This is a genomic window from Micromonospora echinaurantiaca (assembly GCF_900090235.1).
Taxonomy (GTDB): Bacteria; Actinomycetota; Actinomycetes; order Mycobacteriales; family Micromonosporaceae; genus Micromonospora; species Micromonospora echinaurantiaca.
Genome location: NZ_LT607750.1, coordinates 2,635,667 through 2,648,226, shown reverse-complemented (window position 1 = coordinate 2,648,226; position 12,560 = coordinate 2,635,667). Strand labels below are relative to the sequence as shown.

The following is a 12,560-nucleotide window of genomic DNA, read 5'->3' as shown; positions in this document are numbered from 1 at the left end:
TCCGACGACAGACGTCGATGTGACCTGCGTCACATGCCGTCCGGTCCGTCGATGGATACCATCGCGGTGACCTCGACCTCAGGGAGTGGCCCATGACCAACCGGCGCGCGCGGACCCTGGCGATCGTCACACTGGCCCTCGCGCTGCCGCTGGTGGTCCTGGTCGTGGTCCGCGCCGGCGCCGACCCGGCGCCCGGCGAGGCCCGGCCGGCCGCCGCGACCGCCACGCCCACCCCCACCGGTCCGCCGGTGATCGTGCCGGGCCGGCCCGGCGAGTCGGCGGCCGTCCGGCCCGCCGAGCAGGTCCGCGCCCCCGAGCGCCCGCACAACGCGATGGACGTCGAGTTCGTCCGGATGATGATCCCGCACCACGGGCAGGCCCTGGCGATGGCCGAACTCGCCCCGGACCGGGCCGCCGACCCCGACGTGCGGGCCATCGCCGACCGGATCCGGGCCAGCCAGGGCCCGGAGATCGGCATGCTGCGCGGCTGGCTGCAGGTCCGGGGTCTCGCCGAGCGGGTCGAGGGGCACGACCACGGCACCATGCGCGGCATGCAGTCGGCCGAGGCGATGCGCCGGCTCGCCGACGCCCGGGGCGCCGAGTTCGACCGGCTCTTCGTGCGGATGATGACCGAGCACCACCGGGGCGCCGTCGAGATGGCCACCGAGTTGCTCAAGGTCGGTTCCGAGCTGACCCTGTCCGAGTTCGCCAACTCGGTCGCCACCGAGCAGTCCGTCGAGATCGACCGGCTGCGCGAACTCCTGGACTCCTGACCCGGCGCCGCCCCCGGATGATCATGGCGGACCGGCCGCCGCGCCGATCGGGCACGTACGCTGGGTGACCGTGAACCGCACCGTCTTCGGCCGCCCGCTGCGCAGCGTCGCCTTCGACGTCTTCGTCTCCGCGGTGGTGGCGCTCCTCGCCGTCGCCGGCGTGGTGGCCCAGCCCGGCGGCTGGCAGGCCACCCTGACCGGGGCCGCGATGGCGGTGGCGCTGCTGTTCCGGCGAAGCCACCCTTCGGCGGTCACCGCCGTGGTGGCGGTGCTCGCGCTGCTCCAGGTGGTCGCCGGCTGGGGTCCGCTGCCCTACGACATCGCGGTGCTGATCGCCCTCTACAGCGTCGTGAAGTACGCCGACCGGCTCCGCGACGGCATCCTCGCCGGGATCGTCGCCGTCGTGGGGGTGCTGCTGGCCGCTCTGCAGAACGATCAGCAGACCGACGGTGGCGTCGCCTGGTGGGCCACCGCGATCTACTTCGGGCTGGTCACCGGGGCGGTCTGGCTGGTCGGGCTCAACGTGCGGACCCGCCGGCTCTACGTGCTCAGCCTGGAGGAGCGGGCCGCCACCCTGGAGCGGGAACGCGAGGCCGAGGCCCGCGCCGCGGTCGCCGGGGAGCGCGCCCGGATCGCCCGCGAACTGCACGACGTGGTGGCGCACAGCATGGCCGTCATGATCGTGCAGGCCGACGGGGCGCGGTACATGCTCGACCGCGACCCGGAGACCGCCCGCGCCGCGGTCAAGGTGGTCGCCGACACCGGCCGGCAGGCGCTGGAGGAGATGCGCCGGCTGGTCGGCGTACTGCGGGAGGAGGGCCGGCCGGAGGCGGCGGCCGAAGCCGGCGCGGCGGCCGAACCCGAGGGCGCCGGGGTGGCCGCCGACCCGGAGCACCGCCGGCTGGCGCTGACCGAACTGCCGGCGCTGCTGGACCGGTTCCGGGCCGCCGGCCTGCGGGTGCGGTACGCGGTGACCGGCGAGCCGGCGCCGCTGCCGCCCGGGCTGGAGCTGACCGTCTACCGGGTGGTGCAGGAGGGGCTGACCAACGCGCTCAAGCACGCCGGGGTCGGCGCGGGCGTCGAGGTCACCCTCGCCCACGAACCCGGCGCGGTGCTGGTCGCGGTGGTCGACGACGGGCGCGGCCGGACCGTGGTCGGCCCCGCGCCGTCCGGCGGCCACGGCCTGGTCGGCATGCGCGAGCGGGTGGCGGTGTACGACGGCAGCCTGACCGCCGGGCCCCGGCTGGCCGGGGGCTGGCAGGTGCGGGCGCGGCTGCCGCTACCGTCGAGCGCCGGAACGGAGGTGGTGGCGGCATGACGGTCCGCGTGGTGATCGTGGACGACCAGGCGCTGGTGCGCGCCGGGTTCCGGATGGTGCTGGACTCCCAGCCCGACCTCGAGGTGGTCGGCGAGGCGATCGACGGCGCCGACGCGCTGCGGGTGCTCGACCGGGTCGCCGCCGACGTGGTGGTGATGGACATCCGGATGCCGACCATGGACGGGGTGGAGGCGACCCGCCGGCTCTGCGCCGGGCGGCCCACCGGCCCGCCCCGGGTGCTGGTCCTCACCACCTTCGACACCGAGGCCGACGCGTTCGCCGCTCTCCAGGCCGGGGCCAGCGGGTTCCTGCTCAAGAACGTCCCGCCGGAGGAGCTGCTGGCCGCGATCCGGGTGGTCGCCCAGGGGGACTCGGTGGTCGCCCCGTCGATCACCCGGCGGCTGCTCGACCGGTTCGCCGGCCGGCTCGGCCCCGGCCCGACCGAGGACCCCCGGCTGGCCCAGCTCACCGAGCGGGAACGGGAGATCCTGCTGCTGGTGGCGCAGGGGCTGTCCAACGCCGAGATCGCCGCCCGGGTGCACGTCGCCGAGGCCACCGTGAAGACCCACGTCGGGCGGATCCTGGCCAAGCTCCAGCTCCGCGACCGGGTGCAGGCCGTGGTGCTGGCGTACGAGAGCGGACTGGTCACCCCCGGCGGCTGAGCCGCCGTACGACCCAGGTCGTACGGGTCCGCCCGGTCAGGGGCACCCGTGGTCGCAGCACGGTCGAGCGCGCGGGTGGACGCCGCCCCGCCGGCCCGCCCATAGCGTCGGAGACGTCCCACCAACGATCTCCACGGGGAGCGCCACGTGTCCGTCGCACCTCCCGCGCACGCCGCCGCCGGCGTCGCGGTCACCGCCCGCGGCCTGTCCAAGCGGTACGGCAGCGGCCAGGCCGCCGTCGTCGCCCTGGACGGCGTCGACGTCGACTTCGCCGCCGGCCGGTTCACCGCCATCATGGGCCCGTCCGGCTCCGGCAAGTCCACCCTGATGCACTGCCTGGCCGGCCTGGACCGGCCCACCGCCGGCGCGGTGCGCATCGGCGAGGCCGATCTCAGCCGGCTCGACGACCGCCGGCTCACCCTGCTGCGCCGCGACCGGGTCGGCTTCGTGTTCCAGAAGTTCAACCTGCTGCCGGCGCTGAGCGCCGAGGAGAACATCGTGCTGCCGCTGGCCATCGCCGGCCGCCGCCCCGACCCCGGCTGGCTGCGCCAAGTGGTGGCCGCGGTGGGGCTGACCGACCGGCTGCGGCACCGGCCCGCGGAGCTCTCCGGCGGCCAGCAGCAGCGGGTGGCGGTGGCCCGCGCCCTGATCACCAAGCCCTGGGTGATCTTCGCCGACGAGCCCACCGGCAACCTGGACTCCCGGTCCGGCGCCGAGGTGCTGCGGCTGCTCCGCGAGGCGGTCGACACCCTCGGGCAGACAGTCGTCATGGTGACCCACGACCCGGGGGCCGCCGGGTACGCCGACCGGGTGGTCTTCCTCGCCGACGGCCGGCTGGTGCGCGACCTCACCGCGCCCACCGCCGAGCGGGTCCTGGACGCGCTCGCCGGGCTCGACCCGGCCCGCGAGGCGGTGGCCCGGTGATCCGGCTGACCCTGCGCTCGCTGCGCGCCGAGGCGCTGCGCCTGCTGCTCTCCGCGCTGGCCATCGTGCTCGGCGTGGCGTTCGTCGCCGGCACGCTGATCTTCGTCGACGGCATGCGGGCCGGGGCGTACGAGCGGGCCGGCACCTTCGACCGGCACACCGACCTCGGCGTCTACGCCGAGTCCGAGGCGCTGCCGCCGGCCCTGGTCGACCGGGTGCGCGCGGTCGACGGGGTGGCCGCCGCGGCCGGCGAGCTGACCGGCTCCGGCGGGGTGCTCGGCGCCGACGGCCGGCCGGTGCTCGGCTACGCCGTGCTCGCCGCCATCCCGGTCGAGCCGGCCCTGCGCTCGTACGACGTGGTCGCCGGCCGGCTGCCGGACCGCCCCGGCGAGGTGGTGCTGGACGCGCCGACGGTCGCCGCCGAGGGCTTCACCCTCGGCGCCCCGGTCCGGGTCGGCGGGGCCGGGGGAGCGGCCCGGCCGTACACCCTGGTCGGCACGGTCGACGTGGCCGACACCGCGCGCGACGTCGGCGGCCCGTTCATCGGCCTGGTCGGCTCCGACGCCCTCGCGGTCACCGGGGAGCGCGGGTACGGCCGGATCATGGTGGCCGCCCAGCCGGGCGTGGCCGAGGCGGAGCTGGTCGACCGGGTCGCCGCGGCGGCCGGCGCCGGGCCGAGCGTGAAGACCCGCCAGCAGATCCTCGACGACGCCGTCGACGAGGCGGTCCGCAGCCTGGAGCAGTTCAACATGGTGCTGCTCACCTTCGCCGGGGTCGCGGTGGTGGTGGCCGGCTTCGTCATCGCCAACACGTTCGCCATCGTGCTGGCCCAGCGGACCCGGCGGACCGCGCTGCTGCGGCTGGTCGGGGCGACCCGCGGACAGCTGTTTCGCGCCGCCCTGCTGGAGGCGGCGGCGGTCGGCCTGGCCGCCTCCGCGGCCGGCGTGCTGCTCGGCGTCGGCCTGGCCGCCGGCCTGGGCGAGCTGATGTCCCGGCTGGACGCGCCGGCCTCCGGCGGGCTCACCGTCACCGCGTCGACGGTGCTGCTCAGCCTGGTGCTGGGCACCGCGATCACGGTCGGTGCGGCGCTGCTGCCGGCCTGGCGGGGCACCCGGATCGCCCCGGTCGCCGCACTCACCGACGCGGCGGTGCAGCCCAGCCGGGGCGCCGGCCGGTTCCGGCTGGCCGCCGGCGCGGTGGTCTTCGCGACCGGGATCGCCGCGCTGGTCGGTGCCGCGTTCGCCGTGCAGGTGCTGCTGGTCGCGGCCGGCGGGGTGCTGACCTTCTTCGGCATCGTGCTGTTCGGGCCGGTGCTGGTCCCGGCGCTGGTGCGGGTGTTCGGCTGGCCGGCCCGCCGGGTGTTCGGGGCGACCGCCGGCCTGGCCGTGGCGAACGCCGTCCGCAACCCACGGCGGATCGCCGCCACCGCCACCGCGCTGGTGATCGGGATCGGGCTGGTCTCCGCCTTCGTGGTCGGCGCGCGCAGCACCAAGGACGGCATCGAGCGCAGCGTGGACGCCGAGATCGGGGTGGACCTCGTGGTCACCGGGATCGGCGGCGACCTGCCGGCGACCCTCGCCGGCGAGCTGCGCGCCCGCCCCGAACTCGGGGTGGTGCACGAGCAGCGCAGCGCGGTCTCCGCCGGGATGGAGATCCGGGCCGCCCACCCGGCCCTGGTCGCCCGGACGTTGACCGGGGTGGTCGCCGGCGACCTCGACGGGTTCGGCCCCGGCACGGCGCTGGTGCACCGGGAACTGGCGCAGGCGCACGGCTGGACCGCCGGCTCGACGGTCACCGTGCGGGGCCGGGCGCTGCGGGTCGCTGCTGTGGTCACCGATGACGGGCCGGGACCGGCCGGCAGCTCGATGCCGGCCGGTCACGTGATCGAGGTGGCCGACGACGATTTCACCGCACTCTTCCCGGACCGGCGGGGCTTCCTGGCCGAGATCGACCCGGCCGACGGGGTCTCCGCCGGCTCGGCCCGCGCCGCCGTGGAGACGGTCCTTGGCCGCTACCCGACGGTCAACCTGATGGACCAGAGCGCGTACAAGGAGATGCTGACCAGCACGGTGGACATGCTGCTGGCGTTCGTCACCGCGCTGCTCGGGCTGGCCGTGGTGATCGCGCTGGTCGGGGTGGCCAACACGCTGAGCCTGTCGGTGGTGGAGCGCACCCGGGAGAACGCCGTGCTGCGCGCGGTCGGGCTGACCCGGGGCCGGATGCGCGCCATGCTGGCCGTCGAGGCGGTGCTGATGGCGCTGGTCGGCGCGGTGCTCGGCGTGGGTCTCGGCACCGGCGTCAGCGCCGCCGCGATGGCCCTGCTCGGCCGGATCGGCGGTGACTTCCACGTGGTGCTGCCGCTGGGCCAGCTCGGGCTCATCCTCGGCGCCGCGGTGCTGGCGGCGCTGGGCGCCTCGGTGCTGCCGGCCCGCCGGGCGCTGTCCCGGCCGGTCGTGGAGGCCCTCGGCGACCAGTGACCCCTCGGGGTGACATCCGCCGGCCGGTCCCGCCCGCCCTCAGGGCGGCGGGACCGGCCAGCGGTGCCGGGTCAACCGGAGCCGCGGCGCCGAGCGCGGGCGTGGGCTGCGGCCTGCCGCCCGCCGGTACGCGCCGAAGCCCTACCTGCCCTCGACCCTAGCGCCGACTTTGCCATCATGAGTCCGTTTTGGAAACAACGGTGCCAGTGGGGCGGCCGTGGTCCTTCGTGGTCACTGCGCCGACCCGCCGCCACCCGGCTCGTTCGTCGGCGGGGTGGCGGGCGGTTCCGACGCGGGCGGACTGGCCGGCGTCGACGGCGGCGGGTCGTCCGGCGACGGGCTGGTCTCGCTGGGCCCGGGCTCCGGGCTGGTGGTCTCGCTGGGCTGCGCGCTGGGGGTCGGGCTGACCGAGGCCGACGGGCTGCCGGTCGACCCGGCCGGGCGGAACGGCCGGTTCCCCGGTGCGACCGAACTCGCGTCGTCCTGGACCGGCAGCTCGGCCTGGCTCGGCGCGGTCGCCGGCACGGTGGTCGGCATCTCCACGGCCGGCGCGTTGGCCTCCCGGGCCGCGCCCAGCGCCGCGCCGAGCGCGGCGAGCGCGACCAGCACCGCCGCGCCGGCCCCGACCAGGGTGCCGCGCCGCCGGCGCCCGCCCTGCGTGCCGACCGTGGCCGGCACGTCGGTGCGGGTGTCCGGGCCGGCGCTGCGCAGCCCGCCCGCAGCCGGCACCATCGCGGTGGGCGCGGACGGGTCGGAAACCGCGGCCCGGGCCGCCGCGGCCATCGCCGCGCCGCTGCTGAACCGGTCGGCCGGGTCCTTGGCCAGGGCGCGCCCGACCAGGGCGCGGACCGCCTCCGGGATGTCGTGCGGCAGCTCCGGCGGCTCGTCGTCGAGGTGCCGGACGGCCACCTGGAGCGGATTGTCGCCGGTGAACGGCGGGCTGCCGGTCAGGCAGCAGTACGCCACCGCGCCCAGGGCGTAGATGTCGGTGGCGCCGGAAACCGGGCGGCCGGCGGCCTGCTCGGGAGCCATGTAGAGCGCGGTGCCGGGCACCGCGTTGGTGCTGGTGATGCTGGTGACGTTGGTCGACCGGGCGACGCCGAAGTCGACCAGCACGACCGAGCCGTCCTCCTGCACCAGCAGGTTGCTCGGCTTCACGTCCCGGTGCACGATGCCGCCGGAGTGCGCGGCGTGCAGCGCCTGGGCGACCTGGGCCACGATCGACATCGTCTCGGCCACGCCCAGCCGGCCGAGCGCCTCGATCCGCTTCGACAGCGGCTCGCCGGTGACGAACTCCATGACCAGGTAGTCGGCCCGGGAGCCGTCGGGCAGCGCGTCCTCGCCGCAGTCGAAGACCTGCACGATGCCCTTGTGCCGCACCGCGGCCATGATCCGTGCCTCGGCGCGGAACCGGGCGATGAAATCGGGGTCGGAAACCAGCGCCGGGAGCAGCACCTTCACCGCTACCGAACGACCGAGGACCAGGTCCGAGGCACGCCAGACGTCGCCCATGCCGCCGGTGGCGACACGTTCGTCCAAGCGGTAGCGGCCGCTGAGCACGACCTCCGATGACAGCACAGCCATACCGTACCCAGCACTGCCGGAAAGCACGCGTCGCGACCAGCGTGCCCCGACCGCCGGGACCGGCTGGCGGTCGGGGCGGCGAGATCTCGATCTCCTCCGATATCCTGTGACCGGATCGGAACGATCCGTGATCAGGTCCGTCCGCGTCCGTGCTGGACTGGGCGAACGGCCGGCCCGGCCGCGCCGGCCAGGTCGTACGTGGTGCCGCAGCGTCCCGGCCGGCGATTGTGTTACAGCGACTCGCGGGCCGTTCGGCCAGACAAATCTCACTCTTTTCCCCACGGTCACCGGCTTGTCGGATCGGCGCCCGGCTCCTAGCGTTAGCCGAACTCGGGCCCGCCCCACGGCCCCGCCGCGGCCCCGCCGCCGGCCGCGCCGTGGCGAGTGTCCAGACATACCGCCCGGGCCACTGCGGTCGGGGGTGCGAACAGGTCAGCGGGGGGCTGAGGGTGCGGGATCAGGTCCGGCTGCCGGACCGGGCTGGCGTCGCGCACGCCAGGTCCGGCGTGCGCCGCTGGGGCATGCCCGGGCCCCGGAGCCGGCGGACCCATGTCCAGTGAGTTGACGGAGGCCGTCGTCGCCGCCCAGGCCGGCGACGAGGACGCCTTCCGCTTCCTCTACCGCAGCCTCCAGCCGGGCCTGCTGCGCTATCTCACCGCGCTGGTCGGCGCGGACGCCGAGGACGTGGCCTCGGAGACCTGGCTGCAGATCTCCCGCGACCTGCCCAGCTTCACCGGCGGCGAGTTCCGCGCCTGGACCGTGACCATCGCCCGCAACCGGGCCATGGACCACCTGCGCCGGCAGCGCCGCCGCCCGTCCCTGCCGGTGCCCGTGCAGGCGCTCAGCGAACTGGCCGGTGACGCCGACACCGCCGAGCGGGCCGGCGAGACGATCGGCACCGAGGCGGCGTTGGCGCTGATCTCGACCCTGCCGCCCCGGGAGGCCGAGGCCGTGTTGCTGCGCGCGGTCATCGGGCTGGACGCGGAGACCGCCGGGCGGGTGCTCGGGCGGCGGCCCGGCGCGGTGCGCACCGCCGCGCACCGCGGGCTGCGGCGGCTGGCCGCGCTGATGGAACGCCACGACCCGGCCGACCGGCCGGCCGAGTCGGAGAGCCCCGCCGCCCCCCGTCCGCGTACCGGGCGCCGGCAGGCGCCGCACGCCGAGCCGGCGGACGGTTGACGTGAGGGGATTCAGGATGAGTCTGCGCCGGTCCGGTCGGCCCGCCGACCGCACCGAGTCCGATCGGCTGCTCGACGCCGCCGGCCCCGGCGCTCCCGCCGGCACGGACCCGCTCGCCCGGCTGCTGTCGGCGGCGGCGGCCCCGGCCCGTCCCGGCGAGCTGGCCGGTGAGGAAGCGGCGCTGGCCGCCTTCCGCGCGGCCCGCGCCGCCGGGCCGGCCGCCGCGCCAGCCTGCGCCCCACGCCGTCCCGGGTTCACCGCCGGCGCCGTGGCCTGGATCGCCGGCGTCGCGGCCACCGCGACCGCCGGCGCCGCGTTCGCCGCGGCCACGCTCGACCGCCCGGACGATCCGGCACCCCCGCCGACCACCGCCGCACCGGCCCCGACCACCGACGGGGCGGGCGGACCGGCCACGGCCGGTGGCACCGAACGGCCCGGCCCGGCGACGCCCACCGGCGGGCCGGCCGGCGGGGACCGGCCGCCGGCCGGGGAGCAGCAGCTCGCCGGGTTGTGCCGGGCATACCTGGCGAAGTCGCCGGCGCAGCGGGCGAAGGCGCTGGACACGCCGGCGTTCGGCAGGCTGGTGACCGCCGCCGGTGGTCGGGACCGGGTCGAGGACCACTGCCACGCCCTGGTGCCCGACGCCGGGCCGGAAGGATCCCCGGCGGCCAGCCCGGCGAAGTCCGAGAACGCCAGGCCCGCGAAGTCCGAGAACGCCAAGCCGGCCAAGTCTCCGAAGGGCAAGCCGGCGGACCCGCCCGCCGCCGATCCGGGGGCTCGGGGCGCGGCCCCCGCCGCCGGTGGGGACGTTCCGTCGGCGGACCCGGCCGTCCCGCCGGCCGCCGGCCGGAACGCCCGGCCCGCTGCCCGCCCCGCCAACTGAACCGCCGCTCGCCGGCCCGGGGGACATCGTCGCTGGTCCTGCCGCTGCCGTAGGTCCGAGTCGCACGCCCGGCGGGTCTGCCCCCCGCCCCCGACACCCGAGGGATCGCCGCGGACGGCCGGATCGTTGTCGGTGGGCCGGGTTACGGTGGCCCAAGGTCGGGTGATCGGGCATGGAGAGGGGGCATCCCGTGGTGACGTCACCGGAGCTGGACCAGTCCACCGTGCTGCGCGAGTCCGGCGCGGCCGCCCGGCACCTCGCCCGGATCTGCTTCAAGACCGGTCCACCGACCCGCACCGGCGTCGAACTGGAATGGACCGTGCATGACGCCGCCGATCCCGCCCGCCCGGTCAACGGCGAGCGGCTCCGGGCGGCACTGGGGCGGCACAGCCCCGTCACCCTCGATCCCGCCAGTCCCGCCGAGCGGCTCCGGCACGGCAGCACCGTGACCGTGGAGCCGGGCGGGCAACTGGAGGTCTCCACCGCGCCGCGACCCTCGATCGCCGCGTTGATCCAGGCCACCGAGGCCGACATCGCCCAGCTCACCAACCTGCTGGCCGGTGCCGGGCTGACCCTCGGGCAGACCGGCATCGATCCCCACCGGCCCCCGCGTCCGGTGGTCGAGACGCCCCGCTACCGGGCGATGCGGCAGGTCTTCGACCGGCGCGGGCCGGCCGGCCGGACGATGATGTACAGCACCGCCGGTCTGCAGCTCTGCCTCGACGCGGGCGAGCCGGAGCGGTTCGCCGCCCGCTGGGCGCTGGTGCACGCGGTCGGCCCGCCGCTGGTGGCCGCGTTCGCCACCGCCGACCGGCACGCCGGCCAGCGCACCGGCTGGGCGTCGGCTCGGATGGCGGCCTGGCTGGCCATCGACCCGGCCCGCACCCGACCGGTCTGGACGCCGCAGCAGGCCGACCAGGACCCGGTGCCGGCCTGGACGGCGTACGTGCTGGCGGCGCCGCTGCTCTGCCTGCGCGGTGACGGCGCCGACTGGACGCCGCCGCCCGGGGTCACCTTCGCCGACTGGATCGACGGGGCGCTGCCCCGGCCGCCCACCACGGACGACCTGGAATACCACGTCAGCACGCTGTTCCCACCGGTGCGCCCGCGCGGCTACCTGGAACTGCGTTACCTGGACGCGCAGCCCGGCCGGGGCTGGACGCTGCCGCTGGCGGTGCTCGCCGCCCTGCTCACCGGCCCCGACACCGTGGACGCGGCCCGGGCGGTCGCCGCGCCGGTGGCGCACCGCTGGCACGCCGCCGCCCGGCACGGCCTGCGCGATCCGGCACTGGCCGCCACGGCGGCGGCCCTGTTCGACCTGGCTCTGGCGGCGCTGCCCCGGCTCGACCTGCCGGCGCCGCTGCACGACGAGATCCACCGAGGCGTACGGCGGCGGCGCGCCGTCGCGGAGAGGGGACAACGGTGACCGGAGAAGTGACCGGGCGGGACGGCGCGGAGCGGCTGCGCGGCCGGATCGCCGACGAGTTGGAGCGCACCCGCGCCCGCACCGCCCTGCTGACCGAGGCGGTCGACGACGCCGACCTGATGCGACAGCACTCGCCGCTGATGTCCCCGCTGGTCTGGGACCTGGCCCACGTCGGCAACCAGGAGGAACTCTGGCTGGTCCGCGACGTGGGCGGGCGGGAGCCGGTCCGGCGCGACATCGACGACCTCTACGACGCGTTCAAGCAGCCCCGCAGGGACCGGCCGGCCCTGCCGCTGCTGCCCCCGGCCGAGGCCCGCGCCTACGTCAGCACCGTCCGTGACAAGGTCTTCGACCTGCTGGACGGGGTCCGGTTCACCGACCGGCCGCTGGTCGCCGACGGGTTCGCCTTCGGGATGATCGTCCAGCACGAGCAGCAGCACGACGAGACGATGCTCGCCACCCACCAGCTGCGCGCCGGCCCGGCGGTGCTGCACGCGCCCCCGCCGCCCGAGCCGCGGGTGCGGGTGGGCGACGAGGTGCTGGTGCCGGCCGGGCCGTTCACCATGGGCACCGACACCGACCCCTGGGCGCTGGACAACGAGCGCCCGGCCCACCGGGTCGAGCTGCCCGCGTACGTCATCGACGCCGCGCCGGTCACCAACGGGGCCTATCGCGCGTTCATCGCCGACGGCGGCTACGACGACCCGCGCTGGTGGACACCGGAGGGCTGGCGGCACCGCACCGAGGCCGGGTTGACCGCGCCGATGCACTGGCAGCGCGACGGCGACGGCTGGGCCTGCCGCCGCTTCGGCCGGTGGACGCCGGTCCGCGACGACGAGCCGGTGGTGCACGTCTGCTTCCACGAGGCGCAGGCGTACGCGAACTGGGCGGGAAGGCGGCTGCCCACCGAGGCGGAGTGGGAGAAGGCGGCCCGCTGGGACCCGGCCACCGGCCGCTCCCGGCGCTACCCGTGGGGCGACGACGATCCCACCGCCGCGCACGCGAACCTGGGCCAGCGGCACCTCTGGCCCGCCCCGGTCGGGGCCTACCCGGAGGGCGCCTCACCGCTGGGCGTGCACCAGCTGATCGGCGACGTGTGGGAGTGGACCTCGACCACCTTCCGCGGCCACCCGGGCTTCACCGCCTTCCCCTACCGGGAGTACTCCGAGGTCTTCTTCGGCGACGACTACCGGGTGCTGCGCGGCGGGTCGTTCGGCACCGACCGGGCCGCCTGCCGGGGCACCTTCCGCAACTGGGACTACCCGATCCGCCGGCAGATCTTCAGCGGCTTCCGCTGCGCCCGCGACGCCACCGCCGAGGAGGCGCACGGGTGA

At 76.5% G+C, this 12,560-nt stretch carries 10 protein-coding genes; 9 read left to right on the top strand and 1 reads right to left on the bottom strand.

What is annotated here, in order from left to right; genetic code table 11:
- The first annotated feature begins 92 nt into the window (after nt 1–92).
- From GA0070609_RS12180 to GA0070609_RS12160, 5 genes are all read left to right on the top strand, one after another.
- Nucleotides 93–773, top strand: coding sequence for a DUF305 domain-containing protein (locus tag GA0070609_RS12180; RefSeq protein WP_088993915.1), 681 nt, complete (start codon nt 93–95; stop codon nt 771–773).
- Between the two features lie 64 nt (nt 774–837).
- Complete coding sequence (locus tag GA0070609_RS12175) at nt 838–2,091, top strand: sensor histidine kinase (RefSeq protein ID WP_088993914.1); 1,254 nt, start codon at nt 838–840, stop codon at nt 2,089–2,091.
- Nucleotides 2,088–2,753 (top strand): response regulator, encoded by a 666-nt coding sequence (locus tag GA0070609_RS12170; protein ID WP_088993913.1) that lies wholly within the window; start codon nt 2,088–2,090, stop codon nt 2,751–2,753. Before GA0070609_RS12175 ends, GA0070609_RS12170 begins: the two co-directional genes overlap by 4 nt.
- A 147-nt stretch (nt 2,754–2,900) precedes the next feature.
- Entirely contained in the window at nt 2,901–3,677 is a 777-nt protein-coding gene (locus GA0070609_RS12165) for an ABC transporter ATP-binding protein (RefSeq protein WP_088993912.1), read from the top strand.
- Entirely contained in the window at nt 3,674–6,154 is a 2,481-nt protein-coding gene (locus tag GA0070609_RS12160) for an ABC transporter permease (RefSeq protein ID WP_088993911.1), read from the top strand. The genes GA0070609_RS12165 and GA0070609_RS12160 overlap by 4 nt, the downstream gene beginning before the upstream one ends.
- Before the next feature lie 231 nt (nt 6,155–6,385).
- On the opposite strand, the gene GA0070609_RS12155 is transcribed toward GA0070609_RS12160, so the two are convergent.
- On the bottom strand, nt 6,386–7,738 hold the full coding sequence (locus GA0070609_RS12155) for a serine/threonine-protein kinase (protein ID WP_088993910.1): 1,353 nt from the start codon (nt 7,736–7,738) through the stop codon (nt 6,386–6,388).
- 549 nt (nt 7,739–8,287) lie between these two features.
- Between GA0070609_RS12155 and GA0070609_RS12150 the strand changes: the two genes are divergently transcribed.
- The 4 genes from GA0070609_RS12150 to egtB all read left to right on the top strand — a co-directional run bounded on the left by GA0070609_RS12150 (nt 8,288) and on the right by egtB (nt 12,560).
- A complete protein-coding gene (locus tag GA0070609_RS12150; protein ID WP_088993909.1) occupies nt 8,288–8,917 on the top strand; it encodes an RNA polymerase sigma factor in 630 nt (209 codons plus the stop codon).
- A 16-nt stretch (nt 8,918–8,933) separates the two neighbouring features.
- Nucleotides 8,934–9,800: a hypothetical protein gene (locus GA0070609_RS12145; RefSeq protein ID WP_088993908.1), complete on the top strand. Its 867-nt coding sequence runs from the start codon at nt 8,934–8,936 to the stop codon at nt 9,798–9,800.
- 190 nt (nt 9,801–9,990) lie between these two features.
- Entirely contained in the window at nt 9,991–11,226 is a 1,236-nt protein-coding gene (gene egtA, locus GA0070609_RS12140) for an ergothioneine biosynthesis glutamate--cysteine ligase EgtA (protein ID WP_088993907.1), read from the top strand.
- Nucleotides 11,227–11,234: 8 nt separating this feature from the next.
- Nucleotides 11,235–12,560 (top strand): ergothioneine biosynthesis protein EgtB, encoded by a 1,326-nt coding sequence (egtB, locus tag GA0070609_RS12135; RefSeq protein WP_088993906.1) that lies wholly within the window; start codon nt 11,235–11,237, stop codon nt 12,558–12,560.

Bases quoted from the DNA above. Each gene is read 5' to 3' on its own strand.
- GA0070609_RS12180 (WP_088993915.1), top strand. From the start codon at position 93: ATGACCAACCGGCGCGCGCGGACCCTGGCGATCGTCACACTGGCCCTC.
- GA0070609_RS12170 (WP_088993913.1), top strand. From the start codon at position 2,088: ATGACGGTCCGCGTGGTGATCGTGGACGACCAGGCGCTGGTGCGCGCC.
- GA0070609_RS12155 (WP_088993910.1), bottom strand. From the start codon at position 7,738: ATGGCTGTGCTGTCATCGGAGGTCGTGCTCAGCGGCCGCTACCGCTTG.
- GA0070609_RS12150 (WP_088993909.1), top strand. From the start codon at position 8,288: ATGTCCAGTGAGTTGACGGAGGCCGTCGTCGCCGCCCAGGCCGGCGAC.
- GA0070609_RS12145 (WP_088993908.1), top strand. From the start codon at position 8,934: ATGAGTCTGCGCCGGTCCGGTCGGCCCGCCGACCGCACCGAGTCCGAT.